The following is an 18,989-nucleotide window of genomic DNA, read 5'->3' as shown; positions in this document are numbered from 1 at the left end:
TGATGTCTGCAGCATTTATAACGGAAAGCTCACGGCCTGTCACCTAGACGAGCGTCCGCATAGAAATCGCGCCCTCAGAGCGCCTTGCTGACCGAAGACATGTGGAAGTCCGGCACCCGCACCGACGGCATCGCGGTCCGGGTGAACCAGTCCTTCCACTCACGGGGCAGGGTCCGCTCGGTGGCGCCGGCCTGCGTGACCCTCCGCAGCAGGTCGAGAGGGCTCTCGTTGAACCGGAAGTTGTTCACGGCGCCCGTGACCTTTCCGTTCTCGACGAGGTAGACGCCGTCCCGCGTCAATCCCGTGAGCAGCAGCGTGGCGGGGTCGACCTCCCGGATGTACCAGAGGGTGGTCAGCAGCAACCCGCGTTCGGTCTCGGCCACCATCTGGTCGAGCGACACCGAACCGCCGGCGTCGAGGATCAGGTTGTCGCCGGGCACGGTCGCCTCGGCGCCGAACTCCTCCGCCGTCGACCGCGGGTACGCGAGCGCACCGACGGTGCCGTCACGGATCCAGTCGACCCGGCCCGCGTCCATCCCGTTGTCGAAGACGGACACCGACTCGGACGACGACCCGGCGATCACGAACGGCGCGTACTCCAGGCCGAGCGCGACGGGATCGGAATAGAGGGTGAGGGGGAGTGCACTGAGTTTCTCCCCGATGCGGGTGCCCCCGGGCGCCGACAGGGCCGAATGCCCCTCTTCGGCGGCCCTGCCCTCCATGGTCCACATGAGGTAGATCATGAGGTCCGCGACCGCGGACGGCGGCAGGATCGTCTCGTACCGGCCCGCGGGCAACTCCACGCGGTTGCCGGCCCAGTCCAGGCGCGTCGACAGGTCCTCGAGCAACTTCACTCCGGCCACGTCGGTGAAGTCCTTGGTGCTGGTGCCCACCCAGGCGCTGGCGTCGCCGCGCTTGCCGTTGATCTCGACCGACCCGGTCGGCTGGACGAATCGGCGCCGGATTCCCGTCGACGTGCCCAGCCACGTGGTGTGCAGCTGATGATGCGCGAAACCGTAGAGCTGATCGTCGCCGTCGAAGCCCATGCTCAGGTCCTGGGCGAGTTGTTCGAACGCGCCGATCTCGGTGCGCTGCGCCGAATCCTCCCAGCGCTCGTCGGTGCCGGTTCCGGTGAGCAGCGGCATCGCGTCGGACGCGGGTGTGGCTGCGCGGGCAGAGATTTCGGCGGATCGGACCACTCCGTCGATGTCGGCGACGTCGACGGACGCGGAGGTGACGATCCCGACCCTGGCGTCCTGCCCGGAGCGGACGATGGAAATGACCGTCCATCTACGCGAGGTGGACACGCCGTTGGTGGTCATCGAGTTGCCCGCCCACCGCAGCGACGCCTCGCTGGCATCGGTGACGATCACGATGGTTTCGTCCACGGTGGCCCGGGCGAGGACCTGCTCGACGAGTTGCTGCGGTGCGATCATCGGCCGCCTTCCGTCCGGGTGTTCAGTACGTTGACGCCGCGGAAGCGTGCCGACGGGCAGCCGTGGCTGACGGCCGCGACCTGACCGGGCTGCGCCTTGCCGCAGTTGAATGCGCCGCCCAGCTGCCAGGTGGACCGGCCGCCGACGGCGTCCATCGAACCCCAGAAGTCGGTGGTGGTCGCCTGATAGGCGACGTCGCGGAGTTGCCCGTCGAGCTTCCCGCCGCGGATGCGGTAGAACCGCTGGCCGGTGAACTGAAAGTTGTAGCGCTGCATGTCGATCGACCAGGACTTGTCGCCGACGACGTAGATGCCGTCCTCCACCCCGGAGATCAGGTCCTCGGTGCTGCGGTCGGTGTCGGGGTCGGGCTGCAACGACACGTTCGCCATCCGCTGGATCGGGACGTGGTGCGGCGAGTCGGCGTACGAGCAGCCGTTCGACCGCTCCAGCCCGAGCCGGGGCGCGAACGCCCGGTCGAGTTGGTAGCCGACGAGAACCCCGTCGGCGACCAGGTCCCACGACTGCGTCTCGACGCCGTCGTCGTCGTACCCGACCGTGGCGAGGCCGTGCCGCTCGGTCCGGTCGGCGGTCACCCGCATGATCGGTGTCCCGTAGCGCAGCGTGCCGAGCTTGTCGGGCGTGGCGAACGACGTGCCCGCGTAGGCGGCCTCGTAGCCGATGGCCCGGTCGTACTCGGTGGCGTGCCCGATGGACTCGTGGATCGTCAACCACAGGTTGGTCGGGTCGATCACCAGATCGGTGGGGCCGGCGACCACGCTGGGGGCCTTCACCTTCTCGGCGAGCAGGTCCGGGATGCGGGCGAGTTCGTCGGTCCAGTTCCACACTCCGTCTCCGGCGACGTATTCCCATCCGCGGCCGACGGGGGGAGCGAGGGTGCGCATCGTCTCGAACACGCCGGCCGACTGGTCGACGGTGGTCGCTTCGAGTTGCGGATGCAACCGCACCCGCTGCTGCACGATGGAGGACCCGGCGAGATCGGCGTAGAACGTCTGCTCCTTCACCTGCAGGCATCCCGCGGTGGCGTGGTCGACCCCGTCGGAGGCGAGCAGCCGGCGGGAGTATTCACCCAGCAGCGAGATCTTCTCCGACGCGGGGATTTTGAACGGGTCGACGTCGTAGTCGGACACCCAATGCACGTCCGAGTACACCGGCTCGTCCGCGAGCTCGACGTGTTCCCGGTTCAGCCCGCGCAGCGCCCGGGCGACGGCGACGGCCTGTTGCGCGGTGGCGGCGGCGGTCGCGGGGGTCAGCTCGGCATGCGAGGCGAAACCCCACGTGCCGTCGACGACGACCCGTACCGCGAACCCGAGTTCGTCCGTGTCCACCGCCGACTGCACCTCGCCGTCGCGGAGCCGCAGGGACTGGCTGGTCAGTCGGTGTACCCGAAGGTCGGCGTGCGACGCACCCGCCGCACGGGCGGCAGCGAGCGCTGCGTCCGCCAGCGAACGCAGCGGAAGGGCAAGGAATTCCGGATCAACCTGTCGTGGAGCCGTCACCTGGACCACCGTAGTCGGTCGATCACCCGAATTGCTGCCAACCCAACCGGATCACCATTGCGATCACCACGATCAGCAGCGTGATCCGGACGAAACCGGCACCCTTGCTCAGCGCCATCCGCGAACCGATGATCGCGCCGATCACGTTGCAGACCGCCATGCTCAGGCCGAGCGCCCACAGCACGTGGCCGGTGGCGGCGAAGAACACCAGCGCTCCGAGATTCGATCCGAGATTGATCACCTTCGCCATCGCTGCGCTGCGCACGAATTCCGTGCCGAGGAACGTGGCGAAGCTGATGATGAGGAAGGTTCCGGTGCCCGGCCCGAACAGGCCGTCGTAGAAACCGAGGAGCCCGGCGGAGAGCAGGACGACGGCGACGACCTTCCGCCGGGTCGGCGGATCCTTCGCCAGCGTGGTCCCGAGTTGCGGACGGATGGTCACGAACACGGCGACCCCGACGAGCACCGCCATGATGAGCGGGATGAAGACGTCCTTGTCGATACGCGACACCGTCGCGGCGCCGAGCGCGGACGTCACCGCCGCGAGCAGACCGGCGGGAACCAGCAGCCGCCAGTTCATGGGGATGCGGCGCGCGAACGTGACGACGGCGGCGGACGTGCCGGTGAACGCGGTCAGCTTGTTGGTGGCCAATGCCGCCTGCGGCGTCAGCTGGGGTGCGACGAGAAACAGGGCGGGAATGAGGATCAGCCCGCCACCGCCGACGACGGCGTCCACCCACCCGGCGGCCGTCGCGGCGGTGAGAAGAAGCGCCCAGTCACCCACATTCATGGTGCCGACTCAACCACACGCGCCGAGAGGTACTTACGCTGAGCACATGAGGAGGTTCAGTCTGTGGCTGCGGGGCAAGCCGACGGTCGCGGACTCGATGTTGGCGGCGATCCTGTTCACCCTCGAGGTGTTCGTGTTCACCGCGTCGGGCGACCGGTCGCCATGGGTGCAGCTGGTCATGGGTTTCCTGCTGTGCCTGCCGATCGCATGGCGCCGCAGGTATCCGCGGGCGGCGGCAGGCGCCGTGCTGGTGATGTCGATCACGATCACCTTCATCAGCTATTCCATCGGCGACCTCGACGCCGAGCACCCCGGCCTGCTGGCGCTCGCCGTCGCCCTCTACACGCTCGTCGCCTACGTAGACCGCCGCACCGCAGCGGTCTACGCGGTGGGCCTGGTCGTCGACTCCGTACTGTCGATCTGGTTGCTGGAGCAGGAACTGCTGGCAGCCGGACTGTACTCGGTGCTTGTGTTCGCGCTGTCCTGGATCACCGCGGAATTCCTCGGCGCCCGTCGCGCCTACGACGAAGAGGTCGCGGCTCGCCTCGTCGTCGCCGACTACGACCGGGATCGACGCGCCGAGGACGCGGTGGCCGCCGAGCGCACCCGGATCGCCCGGGAACTGCACGACGTGGTCGCACACGCGGTGAGCGTGATGATCGTGCAGGCCGACGGTGCGTCCTACGCCCTGAAGAGCAACCCCGACATCGCGAAGCAGGCACTGACCAACATCGCGAGCACCGGGCGGGAGGCGCTGGCGGAACTGCGGCGCACCGTGTCGCTGCTCCGCACCGAACCGGCGACCGACGACATGCCCCAGCACGGCACGGCCGGTCTCGCCCGGGTGGTCGACATGATGCGCAGCGCCGGCCTGCCCGTGGAACTCGAACTGACGGGGGAGTTGGACGACATCAGCCCGGCGGTCAGCCTCGGCGTCCACCGGCTGGTTCAGGAATCGCTGACCAACGTCCTCCGGCACGCCGGAGAACGCCCCCGCGCCAAGGTTCGGGTGCGGCGCCGCGAGACGGACGTCCTCGTCGAGATCACCGACAACGGCAACTCGTCCGGGCAGTTCTCGCTCGGATCGGGCAACGGACTGCTCGGGATGCGGGAGCGCGTCGCCGTCTTGCACGGCACGCTCGAGGCGGGACGGCAGACCGACGGGAGTTGGCGGGTCACCGCGGAGCTGCCGCTCGAGTTGGAGGACTGAGCGGCCCGATCACTCAGGCGACTTGCTGTTCTCCCGGTTCGGAGCGAGCGTCTTTCCGGCGACTCGCCGCCGCCATGAGCAGGCCCGCCGCGACCACGATCAGTCCGACCATCAACGACGCCGGCAGCATCAGCAGCTCCCACCCCGTCGAGCCGTACACCTGCGATCACACGACGATCGCAATGGTCACGACGGTTCCTCTCAACGTATGACGTTGTCGCTTGGGATGGAGGTCGAAGGATCCGTGGCTGGGCCATGTCGGCGGCACGCGCGGCCGACATCAGCGTAACCGAACCGTCCGCTGCGCCTGCGGCCAAAGTTACGCATGGTGCGCCTGCAGTCATGGATACTGCACCGGTGATGCTGACCAAACGGACCTGTTTTTCGGCCATATCGATGGTGATGCTCGCTGTCGCGGGCCTGCTGGTCGCGACCCCGGGGAACAGCGGCGCCGCCCCGCCGGCCTGGCGATACACGATGGTGGCGTTCAGCAACGTAAGCGACCGCGACATGGATGTATACGAGTCGGGGGACGGCACGGGGTTCCAACCCGTCGGACTGTCGGCGTTTCGGCCCCAGTCAGGGCTTGTGCGTGACCCGAGCATCTTCCGGAACACAGACGGGTTGTATTACGTCACCTATACAACGGGCGGCGGGGCGAGTATCGGCTTCGCACGCAGTAGTGACCGCATCAACTGGACACCTATGGGGAACTATCCGGTCCCGTTTTGCTGCGCATTCATGCCAGGCACGGGGGATGGCACCGGTTCTACGAGCCCGCCGGGCTTCTCGGGGTCGGCCGGGTTCAAGGACGGACCGTCGCTGTCGCCATTCGTCACCAAAGCCTGGGCGCCCGAATGGTTCGTGGACGGCGACCGCGTCAACGTCATCCTGTCGCTGTCGACCGGTGGAGGATTCGTGCCGTATCTGATGACGGCGCTGGAACCATCGCTCAGGTTGTGGAGCCCACCTGTTCCGCTCGCCGGGATCGGCGCGGACCACATCGACACCACCGTGGTGAAGGTGGGATCGACCTATCACGCGTTTACCAAGAACGAGACGAAGAAGTTCGTCGAGCATGCGGTCGCGTCGTCGGTGACGGGACCCTACTCATTCGTCCCGCCTGGAAATTGGGGCTCGCTGGTGGAGGGCCCGGCTGTGGTTCAGTTGCCGAACGGCGCCTGGCGGATATATCTCGACGCCTATACCGAAGGAAAGTATCTCTATTCCGACAGCACGGACGGGCTGCGCACCTGGTCGCCCGTGCAGGAGCTTCCGGGGCTTTCTGGGACGGCGCGCCATTTCGGCGTGATGGCAGAGCCGGCATAACGACGACTCGATGACGGTCACGTCGTCAGCAAACGGACTGCTGCGACGGTTCCGGCTCACTTCGGAGTGACCATCGACAAGTTGATCTGCGAGATTCCGCGACGGTGCGATCTCCGTGTCATCTACCAACCGCCCCAGAGAGCGATCCGCCAGCGGACAACCACAGAGAGTCCGTGAGGTGTCGGAACAAGCGGCCGGACGGTGAACGCGATTACGCTCAGTCAGATCACGGCGTGAGCTCGGGGAGGCGAACAGATGGCCAGACAGGCGGGTTGGTCATGGCGCGCGGTGATGGTCGCGGCGATCGCAGCTTCTGCGGTTACGTGGCTGGCGGCCGTCGTTATCGCGGACGTTCGCCGAGCACCTGACGCGGATTGCCTTGGCGTCGGCTCCACCGTGACGGACCTGATCGCAAGCAGGCCGCTTACCGACCCGATCGAGCCCATTGACGCGGTTGCTGTCCACGACCCCTGGGCCCGCAGCAAGGGATCCGTGCCGTTCGACAATTACTACGCGATCGCCATGGAGTTCAGGAGAAGCGACGGCTCGATCTCCCACGGAGTGTGGGGATTAGGCGCCGGCCCGGCGCCAGCGGAGGGCCAAGCGCTGACGGCAAACGCAAACAGTGTGCTCGGGGCACCGCTCGTCAGTGTGGATCAATCAGCCCGGCAGAGCACTATCTGGCCGGACATACAGATGTTCTTCCCCGAGGACGCCAACGCCGTCGAAGAAGCCGGCCGATGTCTGACCACTTCCTCATCATGACGACAACCCACCACGGCGCGGATGACCAATCATCGATCCGCTTGCGGCACAAGGGGCATGAATAATTCACAAGCCTGCTCTGAAAAAACCCAGCAGTCCTCAGTGGTGCGCTTCTTCGACCCAGCAAGGACGCCTCCCAACGGTGTCGCACACCCAGGTCTGGGAATCGTCGCTGTCGAGTTTGACGGTGTCGGTGAGCCAGTAGGTGTCGTCGGGCGCCCATCCCGCGATGACACTCGCGGTGTCGGCATCGACGGCGATCGCGGTGCCCGCCGCGGCGAGGTATCCCGCCACGGTGAGGTGCACGCCCTCGTACCGTTCGGGGAGCCGCGACCAGTCAGGAATGACCCATCGCCCTGACCGTCCGGTGGTGCGGTACCAATCGTGGCGTTTCTGCGCGGTGACCTCGACGGGGAACTGTCTGCAGAGTTCTGCCCACGCCTGTGCACCGTCGACCTCGTACACGCGAGCGCCGGCGGGGATGGTCACTCGTCGCGCGATGGCGCGCTCCCATCCCATGCTGTCCTCGACGAACCACAAGCCGGCCGGGGTCCCGTCGAACAGCCGCCGGGACGAACACCGTGTAGGTGGAGTCGACCACCACCAGCCGGACCAGTTCGCCGACGGATCCGCCGGACGATCGCGTCCGGCTCGCACTTCCTCCGCGGCAGTCCGATCACCATAGTCACGCAACAGCTCTGCGGTCGTCGACCCAACGGAATCCGTACCGTCCTCACTCCAGCCCACCAACCACTGATCGGTCGCATCAGGCGTTGTCCACCACTGCGCATGCGGGGATCGTGCGATGTGCTCGGCGACCCGTCGAAGCTCACGGCGCACAGGCTCGGCGGCGACGAGGATGTCTTCACCGTCCGGGTCCTGCCAGTAGCGCGCCGCGTCCACCGCATCGGCGAGCGCCGAACGGAGTGCAACCGCCGTCACCTCGGGAAGCGGAACCTGGGACAGGCGGTGCGCCACATCGTCTGCAGTGAGGACGTTCTGCCGAGCCTCGTCAGCGCCGGGCCCGTGCAACACGCGTGCGCCTTCCCGACCGGACTCGAGGTGATACGCCGCCAGGGAAACCGCGTGATCGAACAAGTCACTGCGGAACTCGGGTTGCAGAGTTCGTTCGGCGTCCCTCGCGTACGCGAGTAGCATCCGATGCCCACGGGGGCCGGCCAACAAGGTTTCAGCGGTAGTCATGTGCTGACCACCATAGAGTCCCCGAGCCGAGATCTCGGGCAACGCCATGTCACTGCGCGGCGCAACACAAATGGTTAGGTACCGCTCCGCAAGGGGTCGATCAAATGGCCCCCACCGTCTTGCCCGACGCCTACCCGATAACGCCTCGCCCGGCAGGGGCTCGTCAGCTCGGGCGCGCGGGCCGCAGGCTTGGATGATGGACGGAGACTGTCTCGCCGCTGGCAAGGTTACGGCGACGTGCAGTTTCTCTCTCCACCTTCTCTCTCCACCTTCTCTCTCCACCGCGCGCGGAGCACCGCAAGGACGACTCCGTCGGCTCCGACACCTCCGGTGTCTGTATCGAGCGACGACCTCACTTCGAACCGAGACACGCCTTCGGCAGCGATTCCGGCCAGTGCCATCCATCCGAACTCTGGTGGTTCCCTCGCGACGACGGGTCGCCGGATTGATGGACGGTCAACCGCTCCAAGTACGAAGCTCGAAACGAGCGACCGAATCCAACGCGGGGATTGGGTACCCCGAGGATGAGGGATGCCTTCGGTGAATCGCCGCCTGGCTGAACAAGAACCGCCCAACGGGTGGTATCTGCGGCGAATACGACGGCGACATCGGAGTCGCGTTCGATGAGCCGGACCGGTCCGAATCGCTCTCCGGCCGTGGTGCGGTGCATCACGGGGACTGCTTCGCTCGCAAGCCTCACCGCTGGGTGGGTTCGTAGGTCTTCGTCGATTCTGTCGCGAACCGGCAACAACGTGCTCCCCGGTTCGTCATCCGGTGTGTTCGACGATATTCGGATGCTCATGAACCCTCCAGACCGTGCCCTGAGACCCGACGGATAGTCAGCAGGCCATACATCGTAGAAGATGCTGGGGCGTTCAGTTCGGTGTCCGCCATCAAACCCAGATCCATCCGAAAGGACCCGGTTCCTCCTTCCGTACACGGCGCACCCCCCGACTCGTCGATGTCGAGGAGTATCGATTCCATCAGGGTCGGCGCACTCGGCCACAGCCGTGGCCGGCCTGATCATCGCGCTGCTCGCGCTCCTGATACCGAGGGAACGACCGACGACGGCGATGCGATCCGCGTGTCTGACCCGGGGCATTGCGCGGCGACCACCACACCTGGTTGACCCCCCGACTGATTCGGCCGGCACCCAGCTGACTGTGTCGAGTCCGAAGAAGGCCCTCGCGGGTGTGTTACTGAAGCCGTCGTCCGCGACCGAACTCGAGCAGGCGGGAGTGGTGACTCTGGACGGCGACGCCGGCGCTCTGTCTGCGCTCGCTGCGGTGCTCGACGACTTCGATCCGAGCTTTCCCATCGTCACACCCTGACCGACCCACTCCACGGCTCGTCCCTGCCTCCCGAGGCAGCGTTGGGCCGGACCGAGATCCAACGAAGCCGAGGTCCGTGCAGTCACTCCGTTTCCCGCGGCGTCGGCTCCTCCTGCTGGTCGAGGACGCTGACGGTGACGCCGTAGGGGAGGAATCGCACCGAACGGTGGGGATCGGTGTTGTGCTTGTGCGCGCGGAGGGCATCGAGTTCGGTGGCATACACCTGCTCGACGCGGGCGACGCCCTCGCCGTCGACGGTGTAGATCGCCCACACGCCGTCGCCGGTCTCCCCGGTCGTCTCCGGCTTCGACGCGGCGCGCGGCGGCCGGGCGAAGTCCGCGAAGACGCCCGTCCACGGGATCTGGGAATCCGCCTGCTCCAGGAACCTGACGATCCGGTCCTTGACGCCCTGCAATTCCTCGCCGGCCTCACGGATCACGCGGTCGAGATCGTCGGGGTCGAAGCCGAACGGCTTGTTGTCGCCCATCACTGTCTCCTGACTTCGGCGGGACAACTCCAGTGTGGTCGCGGATGCCGATCGGCGCCACGAGGGCCGCCGATCGGCATCCGGACCACAGGGTATCGCCGCCTGCCGCGGGACGTCAGGCGTCCGGTGCCGTGTAGACGCGGTCGCCACCCACATAGGTCAGGACGGCCCGGGTCTCCGCGATCATGTCGGCGGGTCCGGTGAACGGATCCCGGTCGAGGACCACGAGATCGGCGAGCTTGCCCACCTCGATGCTTCCCGTGTCGTCGAGGTGGTTCACGTGCGCGGACCCGGCGGTGTAGGCGGTGAGTGCGGACGTGAGGTCGATCCGTTGCTTCGGCAGGAACACGGGGTGTCCCTGCCCGTTCAGGCCCGGCAGTGTGCGATTGACCGCGACGTGGATCCCGTGGAGCGGGTCGGCACTGCTGACCGGCCAGTCGCTGCCGGCCGCCAGCGTCGCACCCGAGCGCAACAAGGAACCGAACGGATACTGCCGCCGGGTGCGTTCGYCCCCGAGGAAGGGGATGGTGAGCTCGTCCATCTGCGGTTCGTGGGCTGCCCACAGTGGTTGCATGTTGGCGGTGACACCGAGCGCGCGGAACCGGGGGATGTCCTCGGGGTCCACGACCTGCAGGTGGGCGAGGTGCGGGCGGGTGTCGCGGAATCCGTTCGCAGTCCGGGCGGCCTCGACCGCGTCGAGCGCGTCCCGTACGGCTCGGTCGCCGAGCGCGTGGAAATGCACCTGAAATCCGAGGGCGTCGAGCTCGGTGACGTAGTCTCGCAGTTTCTCCGGGTCGACGAAGCTGGTGCCGGAATGTGTGGTCGCGCAGCCGCATCCATCCAGATACGGGGAGATCATCGCCGCGGTGCGGGATTCGGCGACACCATCGAGCATGATCTTCACGGTGTCGGCGCGCATCCTCCCGACGCGGAGACGTGACCGTCGCTGGAGCAGGTCGGGGATTTGCTCGGAGCCCCGATCGCGATCCCACCACAAGGCACCCGCTACCCGAGCGGTGAGCGACCCGTCGCCGGCCGCGGTCAGGTAGGCGTCCGAGACATCGGAGATACYGGACGTGTCACCGAGCAGCGCGTCCTGCCAGGCGGTGATGCCGAGCGAATGCAGATGCTGCTGGGCGTGGAGCAATGCCTCGAGCCGATCGTCGGGGGTGTGCTGCGGGGTGTGGCAGCCGACCAGCTCCATCGCGGACTCCTGGAGCATGCCGGTCGGCTCGCCGTCGGCGTCGCGTTCGATGCGCCCGCCGACGGGATCGGGAGTCTCCCGGGTGATGCCGGCGATGGTCAGGGCCTTCGTGTTCACCCACGCCCCGTGGTGGTCGCGATTGGGCAGGAACGCCGGCCGGTCCCGCACGACGGTGTCGAGGTATTGCGCAGTGGGTGTGCCTCCGTCGAACGCCTCCATCGACCACCCGCCGCCCACGATCCACGGCAGTTCCGGGTGTGCGTCGGCATAGCTGCGGACGGCAGCGAGGGTGGAACCGGCATCGCTGGTGCCGGTGAGGTTGCAGCGGGCGTACTCGAGGCCCGCCACCACCGGATGGATGTGCGCGTCCTGGAATCCGGGCAGCAGGAGCCTGCCGGTGAGGTCGACGACCTCGGTGCGGGCGCCGATCAGCTCCCGGACCTCGTCGTGGCCGACGGCCGATATCCGGCCCCCGGTAACGGCGACCGTCGTGGCTCGGCGGCGCGCCGGGTCCAGGGTGGCAATCGATCCGCCCGTGAAGACCAGATCTGCGGGTAGTGCTGACATCGAGAATCTCCTGTCGAGAATTGCTTTCGTCGGTATTCGGATCACGCGGTGGTGCGTTGATCAGGACTGGGTGGTGACGGCGACCTCGGAGGGTGTACCTCCGGCGAGCAGGTTCGCGTCGTCGGCGTCGGTTCCGCGGCCGGTGACGAAATAGGGCGAGCGGCGGACCCATTTCGCGTGCGCGGCCACCATCAGTCCGGAGATCACGACGAGAACCGGGAACAGCAGCTGAAACCATCCGTTGGTCGCGCTGACTTCGAGATGATCGGCCGAGGTGTAGAAAATCCAGCCCAGATATCCGCCGAGCGTCAGTAACACCAGAGCGCTGAGCGCGGGAAACACGACCGCGCGCAATCCTTCCCACGGATGTACCCGCAGGAGTCCGCGGAACCGCACAGCGGCCGCGAGTGCCGTCAAGCCGTACCAGAGTGCGACCACCAGTCCGATCGAACTGATGCCTGCACCGAGAAGATCGCTCAGCTTGGGGATGACCGTGGCCAGTAGCGCGACCACGGCGGAGATGCCGCCGAGCAGCACGGTACCGGCTGCGGGGGTTCCGTAACGGGAATGGATCCGGGTCCACACCGGGCCGAGTGTGCGGTCCCTGCCCATCGCGAACAATCCACGTGCACTGGGGATCACGGTGGCCTGGAGTGAAGCGACGACGGAGAACATCAGCGCCACCACGGGGAGCGCTGCCAGCGGCTGATCGGCGAGCGTCTCGCCGAGATACGCGAGCCCGACTGTCCCGTTGTCCGCGAGTTCCGCGGGGGTGAGGACGCGCTGGAACGCCACCGCGCCGAGCAGGAACAAGCCGAGGACCAGGAAGACGGTGATCACGCCGGCCCGGGACGCGTCGCGCGAATCGCGCACCTCCTCGCTCACGCTGAACGCCGCTTCGAAACCCCAGTAGAAGAAGACCGCGATCACCATGCCCTGAGCCAGCACGGCGAACGACGGAATCGCGAAGGGGTTGAACCAGGAGAGTGAGAACGGCTGGCTCCCGGCGAACAGCCCGTACGCGCAGAAACCGATCAACACGACGTACTCGAAGACGAGGAGGTACTTCTGCAGTCGTGCCGCCACCGCGACGCCGCGGACGGCGGTGAACGTCACCGCTCCCAGAATGGTGAGTCCCAGCAGCGTCGACTGCAGTGTGGAATCGGGATCGATCGGGAGTCCGGCGACACTGCGCACGCCGGCCATGCCGCCGAGCTGCAGGATCGCCGACCCGGCGATGGCGGTGGTGTAGGCCATGAACACGACGACGGCGACGATGGCCATCCAGCCGGTGAGGAAGCCCAGCCACGGACTGAGGCTGCGGCCCACCCAGACGTAGCTGTTGCCGCAATTGGGTTCGACCCGGTTGAGCCGGGCATATCCGCTGGCAATTCCCAGAATGGGGACGAAGGCCAGCAACAGCACCACCGGCATCTGGAGCCCGACCACGGCGGCGACGACTCCCAATCCGACACCGATGCTGGTCGTCGCCGCGGTACTCGAGGCGGCGATCGCAATGCCGTCCATGACACCGAGGGATTTGCGGAAGGCCGTCGCCCTGGCCGCGCCGGCCGCGCCGTCGTTCACTGTTGCCATCTGCGTCGCTTTCGCTCGAAGGGTGGGATGGGTGCGATGCCACGCGCCGATCCGGACTTGTCATGCCCGGTGCCTGGGCTTTCGCTCCCTGCCTGTGACATGCAACACTGTCGGTGTCGACACGGTCAACGGTGTTGGCATACGGCAGGTGTGAGGGAAGGAGCCCCGGAATTGGCGAAGCAGATGGTCTCGGACTCGCCCACGAGGAGGCGCAGGCCGACGAAACAGGGTGTGGTTCTCTCGGAGCAGGCGATCATCGAGACGGCGCTGCGATTGCTGCGGCATCACGGCAGCGCAGGGTTGTCCGCCCGCCGTCTCGGGGCTGCGCTGGGGGCCGACCCGAGCACCCTGTACCGCTACTTTCGCGGCATCGACGACCTGACGTTGGCGATCGCCGACGAGCTGATCGGCCGGTCGTTTCACGGGTGGGAACCCACGGGGGACTGGTGGCGGGACCTGTACGCACTCGGAATACGTTCGCATGCGGCGTATCTGGACCACCCGCAGGCGGCAGTCCTGTCGGCCAGCAGAGTCAGCGGCCGCGCCTCCGAGCAAGCCGCAGTCGACACGATTCTCGGAATACTGCGTGAGGCGGGCTTTCCCGACGGTACAGCCGTCCGCCTCTATCGCGCGTTCGTGGATCAGATGCTGGCGTTCGCCGCACTCGACGGCGCCGAACTCGCGCTACCCGACGACGTCCGCGAGTCCGACCGGGAACTGTGGCGATCGTCCTACACCCAACTGCCTGCTGAGACCCACCCGAACATCGCGGCGACCGCGGGACTTCTGGTGGAACTCTCCGACCGCAGCGCGTATCCCGACGCGCTCGAACTGTTCCTCGACGGCGCACGCGCCCTGCTTCAGCGACTCGACGAGGCGCGGCGCCCGGAGGGCGCATGATCCCGACCTTCATCGGTGACTCCCGGGTCGCGGACGTCGTCGGCGACGTTCCACAGGGCCTCAGCCGGCGGCGAGCGGCACCAGGGTGAAGTGGCCGACTCCGCGGGCCGCCGAGAACACCTCCCACGACATCGGCCCGCCGGGACCGCGACCCTCCCCGTACCGGAGATCGAAGGCGGGATCTACCGGCTCCAGCCGGTAATCGAAGAAGGCGTAATTCGCGCGCAGCAGCGTTCGCGCCGGCTCGGAGGCCTCGGCGAGGCGCGGCACCAACCGGTCCTCGACCACCAACCCGCGGTCGGAGAACTCGTCGACGATCACGCATTCACAGAAGTACGCAAGCGTGCCGATCTCACCCGGAGACCGGACCGGTGCGTCCCCGACGAGCGTCCCGACCGCACGGCCGACCCGCTCGTAGTCCTGCGCGCTCGCCCAGTTACCGAAAATGGGTGGTGCCTCCCACGGAAGACCGCCCTCGACGTCGAAATACACCGCGCCGACGCCCAGCACGGCGAGCGCACCGGCCAGCGCACCGGCGGCGGCGCGGTCCGTCGTGTCGCGAGCAGCCGTCCAGTGGATGCCGGCGGCGAGGACGGCGAACATCGCCAGTGTCGTCGCGGGCGCCACGTAGTACCAGTGGTACGGCACGGTGTCGAGGACGACGTAGGCGACGTAGTAGAGGGCGCCGGACAGCCCGAGCGCGAGCACCGCTCCCGGTACCGGCAGCGGTCGCGTCCGGTAGCGGGCGTACGAGAAGAGTGCGAGGAGAAGCAGGACGAGTCCGAGTGCTGCGGGCCCGAATGCGGCGACGGTCCGCCACGGGTTGGACTCGAAGTACATGACCGGTCCCGTGAGGTAGTTGTAGCCGCCCACGTCGGAGGCCTGGCCCTGTTTGATCAGGAAGGTGTCGGGCAGGGCCGAACCGAGGACGAGCCAGCTGAACAGGTACCACGGCGCGGCGATCGCGGCGAAGCCCCCGAGGGCCTGCCGCACCTGGCCGCGAATCGCCGGCGACAGGGCCGCGATGACGAGAACGAACACGAGCAGGTCCAGTCGTACCAGCGCCGCCGTGCCCGCGGCCGCACCGAACCACGCGGCCCGGCCATCGAGCGCGAACCACACCATCACCGCGACCGCGGCAGGGATCAAAAGCACCTCGAGCCCGACCGCCGACAACACGAACGGGTTGAACACCACCAGTGCACCGGCGAGCACAGCCCAGAACGGTCCGAGTCCGAGTCGCCGGCCGATCCGGGCCAGCACCCACCCCAGCAGTGCGGTGACCGCGACGTTGAGCATTCCGAGTGCGAGCAGCGGATCGCCCGGGCCCCACAACCGGGTCAGGAACGTCAGCGCGCCGAGCACCAGCACGTTCAGCGGGGACGTCGACGTGTTCGCGGTCAGGCCGTGCACGATCGCCCACTCGCCGTGGACGGCCAGGTTCCGGGCAGCCGACAGGCTGATGTACGCATCGTCGGTGAGGCTGCCGGACACGACCCAGAACAGCACGGCCGCCACCACAGCGCCGGATGCGGCGAGGATCGCCGGCGCCCGGTACGAGTTCGCGACCGGCGGCGGGGTGGACCGATCGAGCGGCGGGTTCAGCAATCCTGTAGACACCGCGACATCGTAGAGGGCAGGCGAGAGCGCCGCGCAGCCACCGAACCCGAACGTGACGAGGTCGTGCGCGCGGTGAGTGTTTAGCGGCGCGGATTGACGGGAAATCGACGGCGCAGGGTCGGAGGCGCAACCGGTGGCACACCCGGTCCAGGTTCCGCGGGTTGAGTCCCCAGGCCGCGGGACCGCCCGCCGCCGATGGTTCCCGGCGTGCTAGTCGCTGAATTCGCCCATCGCGGGCGACCATTCGCGGATCTGCACGTTCGCCACCAGATTCTCCTCGGCGAACGGATCGTGCGCGAACACGCGCGCGACCGCGCCCTCGTCCTCGGCGTCGACTATGAACAGCGCACCGTGGCCGCTCGCGAGAGGCCCGCTCGAGCGCATGATCTTGCGACGGAGAAGTTCGGAGAGCCACGCACGGTGCTGTGTTCGGTGATCGTCGCGAAGGGCCGACGTCTCGGGGCTGTACGTGTACTCCACGACGAACAGGGGCATGGGTCCTCGCTCAGCCGTGGTCGATGTAGGACTCGAGCTGGTCGCGTTCGGTCTGCAATTCGCCGATCCGGCTCTTCACCACGTCGCCGATGCTGACGATGCCGACCAACTGGCCGTCGACGATCACCGGCAGGTGCCGGATCCGGCGTTCGGTCATGGTCTCGGCGAGACTGTCCACGGTGTCGGTCGGCAGGCAGGCGAACACCGACGTGGTCATGATGTCCACGACCCGCGCATTCAGGATGTCGGGGCCGCGTTCGTGGATGCGGCGCACGATGTCGCGTTCGGTGACGATCCCGACGACGGAGTCGTTCTCCGTGACCACCAGTGCCCCGACGTTGTGCCGGGCGAGCTCGCCGATCAGGGTGCTGACCGACATATCCGGATCCACCGTCACCACGGCCGGACCCTTGTTCCGCAACACATCCGCGATTCGCATCTGGACACCCCGATCCCTGGGCTCTCCCACTGTCCGCCGACTCGATCATAGGCAGACTTCGAGCGTATGCCAGGGCTAATGGAGGTCTTGGTTTGGTTATCCACTCGTGACCGCCCCGTCCCGCGGGCTGCGCGCGCACCCGGAGCGCGGTGTTAGGTTGGCGCTGTGCCGATCACCGTGCTACTCGTCGACGACCAGGAACTGATGCGGATGGGCCTCAACATGGTGCTCGACGCCCAGGACGACATCACCGTCGTCGGTGAGGCGAGCGACGGCGCGGCCGCCGTCGCCGCGGTCCGCAAACTCGAACCCGATGTGGTGTTGATGGACGTGCGCATGCCGGTGGTGGACGGGGTGAGCGCGACCGCCCAGATCCTGGAGTCCGGGGTCGCGAGCCGCGTGCTGGTGATGACTACGTTCGACCTCGACGAGCACGCCATGGGTGCGTTGCGGGCGGGGGCCAGCGGGTTCCTGCTCAAGGACACCCCGTCGGAAGACCTGGTGTCGGCCATTCGCAGCGTGGCCGCGGGGGATGCCGTGGTGTCGCCGAAGGTGACCCGGCGGTTGCTGGCGAGGTTCCTCGACGACGGTCCGGCGCCGCTGCGCGACCCGGAAGTCCTCGACGTGCTGACCGAACGTGAGCGGGAGGTCCTGCAGTTGGTCGCCACCGGGCTGTCGAACACGGAGATCGCCGCTCAGCTGTTCCTGTCGGAGTCGACCATCAAATCGCACGTGGGCCGGATCCTCACCAAGTTGAACGTCCGCGACCGGGTGCAGGCAGTGGTGCTGGCCTACGAGACGGGCCTGGTGCGACCCGGCTCGTAGGCCGGCGGGTGGGGAAGCGTATTGCCGTCAGACGGTGAAGGTGCCGACGGTCGGGACCACCGTGCACGTGACGGCGTCGGCGTAGCCGACCGTGCCGAACATCGTCGCGAGAACCGTGCCCTTGCCGGTGTCGACGATCTTCGACAGCAGCGGGGTGCCCAAGATCGGCAGTTTGTCGTCGAGTTTCACGATGCCGCCCTGGAACGTGGTCAGGTTGATCCACGCGACGCTGAGTTCGGACGACTGCGGGATCGCGACGTAGGCGGGGATCGCCTGGAAGCGGAGTTGGTTCGCGCTGATCTGGGGGAACAGGTTCGGTCCGCCCTGGGCGCTGGCCAGCGTGACGGTCGCGGGTTTGTCGGCGACGCCGCACCCGAGGGTGGGGGACGGGTACATGAAGTCCTGCGGCGTGGTGAGTCCGACTTCGAGCACGTCCTTCGGGATGAACACGCTGGCGCCGAGAAGTGCGTCGACGGCGGCGGTCGCGGCGGGGGAGACCTCGGTGGCCAGCGCCTGCAGTTCGGCGGCGCCCTTTGCGAAGTCGGCGACCGGTGCTGCCGACGCCGGTCCCGAAGACAGCATGCCGAAGGCGGCTGCGGACGCGAGAACGATTGCGGCTCGGCGGAAGACTGTGGGACGAGTCATTTCGGCTCCTCGTTGTGCGCGGGATCGGAAGACCCCCATCGCAGTGAACTGCATCATGCCCAGAGTCTCAATGTCAACTTGAGGGTTAGCATCGTGCCCGCTTCGATATCTGCGGCCGGGAGAAAATCGGCGCCGTCGAACGTTGAACGAGCAGACGGTTGACCCCAGACCCTCGATGAACCGGCCGTCCGAAAGGGGGCGTCATGTACGCCGCACTGTTCCTGTTGTACGTAGTGGTGGAGATCGCCGCGCTCGTCCTGGTCGGTCACGCGATCGGCGTGCTGTGGACGGTGCTCCTCCTGCTCGGGGGAACGCTGATCGGACTGCTGCTGATGCGGTCGCAGTGGCGTCGTGTGATGGACGGCCTGCGCCGGGCGGCGGGCGGCGACGGATCCCCGGGGGCCGCGGTCGCGGACGGTGCACTCGTCGCGCTGGGCTCCGCCCTGATGTTCGTTCCCGGCCTGGTCACCTCGGTGCTCGGCCTGCTCTTCCTCATTCCCCCCACCCGGTGGGCCCTCCGGCCCGTCGTGGTCCTGCTGGCGGGCCGCCGCGCCGCGACCGTCGCGGCCGGGGCCGAGGCCTTCGCGCGGGCACCCCGGCGCGGTCGCGGCGAGGTGATCGAGGGAGAGG

The 18,989-nt window shown here is 67.4% G+C and carries 19 protein-coding genes; 7 read left to right on the top strand and 12 right to left on the bottom strand.

Annotated features, from left to right (window positions below; all coding sequences use genetic code 11):
• Positions 1–74 precede the first annotated feature (74 nt).
• Genes AC1DWT_RS14050 through AC1DWT_RS14040 form a run of 3 tightly spaced genes read right to left on the bottom strand, consistent with a single transcriptional unit; the run spans position 75 to position 3,743 of the window.
• Positions 75–1,436, bottom strand: coding sequence for a metallopeptidase TldD-related protein (locus tag AC1DWT_RS14050; RefSeq protein WP_206012319.1), 1,362 nt, complete (start codon positions 1,434–1,436; stop codon positions 75–77).
• A complete protein-coding gene (locus AC1DWT_RS14045; protein WP_206012318.1) occupies positions 1,433–2,953 on the bottom strand; it encodes a TldD/PmbA family protein in 1,521 nt (506 codons plus the stop codon). The genes AC1DWT_RS14050 and AC1DWT_RS14045 overlap by 4 nt, the downstream gene beginning before the upstream one ends.
• Before the next feature lie 22 nt (positions 2,954–2,975).
• A complete protein-coding gene (locus AC1DWT_RS14040; protein ID WP_072950533.1) occupies positions 2,976–3,743 on the bottom strand; it encodes a TSUP family transporter in 768 nt (255 codons plus the stop codon).
• 46 nt (positions 3,744–3,789) lie between these two features.
• On the opposite strand from AC1DWT_RS14040, the gene AC1DWT_RS14035 reads away from it, so the two are divergent.
• The gene (locus AC1DWT_RS14035) at positions 3,790–4,953 is read left to right on the top strand and encodes a sensor histidine kinase (protein WP_072950530.1); all 1,164 of its coding nucleotides are present in this window, start codon (positions 3,790–3,792) and stop codon (positions 4,951–4,953) included.
• 13 nt (positions 4,954–4,966) lie between these two features.
• On the opposite strand, the gene AC1DWT_RS14030 is transcribed toward AC1DWT_RS14035, so the two are convergent.
• A complete protein-coding gene (locus AC1DWT_RS14030; RefSeq protein ID WP_167372229.1) occupies positions 4,967–5,113 on the bottom strand; it encodes a hypothetical protein in 147 nt (48 codons plus the stop codon).
• A gap of 182 nt (positions 5,114–5,295) precedes the next feature.
• On the opposite strand from AC1DWT_RS14030, the gene AC1DWT_RS14025 reads away from it, so the two are divergent.
• Positions 5,296–6,282, top strand: coding sequence for a glycoside hydrolase family 43 protein (locus AC1DWT_RS14025; protein ID WP_095864339.1), 987 nt, complete (start codon positions 5,296–5,298; stop codon positions 6,280–6,282).
• A 255-nt stretch (positions 6,283–6,537) separates the two neighbouring features.
• A complete protein-coding gene (locus AC1DWT_RS14020) occupies positions 6,538–7,047 on the top strand; it encodes a hypothetical protein (RefSeq protein WP_072950524.1) in 510 nt (169 codons plus the stop codon).
• 99 nt (positions 7,048–7,146) lie between these two features.
• On the opposite strand, the gene AC1DWT_RS14015 is transcribed toward AC1DWT_RS14020, so the two are convergent.
• Positions 7,147–8,250 carry a hypothetical protein gene (locus tag AC1DWT_RS14015; RefSeq protein WP_241031214.1) on the bottom strand — a complete coding sequence of 368 codons (1,104 nt, stop codon included), beginning with the start codon at positions 8,248–8,250 and terminating at the stop codon, positions 7,147–7,149.
• An 863-nt stretch (positions 8,251–9,113) separates the two neighbouring features.
• Here AC1DWT_RS14015 and AC1DWT_RS14010 point away from each other — a divergent pair.
• Positions 9,114–9,581, top strand: a complete 468-nt coding sequence (locus tag AC1DWT_RS14010; protein ID WP_206012317.1) for an alkyl sulfatase C-terminal domain-containing protein — start codon at positions 9,114–9,116, stop codon at positions 9,579–9,581.
• An 82-nt stretch (positions 9,582–9,663) separates the two neighbouring features.
• Here AC1DWT_RS14010 and AC1DWT_RS14005 read toward each other — a convergent pair whose 3' ends face one another.
• The 3 genes from AC1DWT_RS14005 to AC1DWT_RS13995 form a co-directional block, all read right to left on the bottom strand.
• Entirely contained in the window at positions 9,664–10,068 is a 405-nt protein-coding gene (locus AC1DWT_RS14005) for a hypothetical protein (protein WP_072946185.1), read from the bottom strand.
• A 115-nt stretch (positions 10,069–10,183) separates the two neighbouring features.
• Positions 10,184–11,839, bottom strand: a complete 1,656-nt coding sequence (locus tag AC1DWT_RS14000) for an amidohydrolase (RefSeq protein ID WP_477921023.1) — start codon at positions 11,837–11,839, stop codon at positions 10,184–10,186.
• 60 nt (positions 11,840–11,899) lie between these two features.
• Positions 11,900–13,435, bottom strand: a complete 1,536-nt coding sequence (locus AC1DWT_RS13995) for an APC family permease (RefSeq protein ID WP_206012315.1) — start codon at positions 13,433–13,435, stop codon at positions 11,900–11,902.
• Positions 13,436–13,606: 171 nt separating this feature from the next.
• Between AC1DWT_RS13995 and AC1DWT_RS13990 the strand changes: the two genes are divergently transcribed.
• On the top strand, positions 13,607–14,335 hold the full coding sequence (locus tag AC1DWT_RS13990; protein WP_206012314.1) for a TetR/AcrR family transcriptional regulator: 729 nt from the start codon (positions 13,607–13,609) through the stop codon (positions 14,333–14,335).
• Positions 14,336–14,395: 60 nt separating this feature from the next.
• Here the strand turns inward: AC1DWT_RS13990 and AC1DWT_RS13985 are convergent, their stop codons facing one another.
• From AC1DWT_RS13985 to AC1DWT_RS13975, 3 genes are all read right to left on the bottom strand, one after another.
• On the bottom strand, positions 14,396–15,955 hold the full coding sequence (locus AC1DWT_RS13985; RefSeq protein ID WP_206012313.1) for a glycosyltransferase family protein: 1,560 nt from the start codon (positions 15,953–15,955) through the stop codon (positions 14,396–14,398).
• 210 nt (positions 15,956–16,165) lie between these two features.
• A complete protein-coding gene (locus AC1DWT_RS13980; RefSeq protein ID WP_206012312.1) occupies positions 16,166–16,450 on the bottom strand; it encodes a YciI family protein in 285 nt (94 codons plus the stop codon).
• A 10-nt stretch (positions 16,451–16,460) separates the two neighbouring features.
• Positions 16,461–16,889, bottom strand: coding sequence for a CBS domain-containing protein (locus AC1DWT_RS13975; protein WP_206012311.1), 429 nt, complete (start codon positions 16,887–16,889; stop codon positions 16,461–16,463).
• Positions 16,890–17,054: 165 nt separating this feature from the next.
• Between AC1DWT_RS13975 and AC1DWT_RS13970 the strand changes: the two genes are divergently transcribed.
• The gene (locus AC1DWT_RS13970; RefSeq protein WP_124393470.1) at positions 17,055–17,714 is read left to right on the top strand and encodes a response regulator; all 660 of its coding nucleotides are present in this window, start codon (positions 17,055–17,057) and stop codon (positions 17,712–17,714) included.
• A 27-nt stretch (positions 17,715–17,741) separates the two neighbouring features.
• On the opposite strand, the gene AC1DWT_RS13965 is transcribed toward AC1DWT_RS13970, so the two are convergent.
• Entirely contained in the window at positions 17,742–18,359 is a 618-nt protein-coding gene (locus tag AC1DWT_RS13965) for a hypothetical protein (protein ID WP_095864341.1), read from the bottom strand.
• Between the two features lie 203 nt (positions 18,360–18,562).
• Here AC1DWT_RS13965 and AC1DWT_RS13960 point away from each other — a divergent pair.
• The coding region (locus AC1DWT_RS13960) for an FxsA family protein (RefSeq protein ID WP_477921018.1) at positions 18,563–18,989 on the top strand (427 nt) is incomplete at its 3' end.

This window comes from Rhodococcus sp. P4_B6 (assembly GCF_056402215.1).
This window is presented reverse-complemented; position numbering and strand designations above follow the sequence as displayed.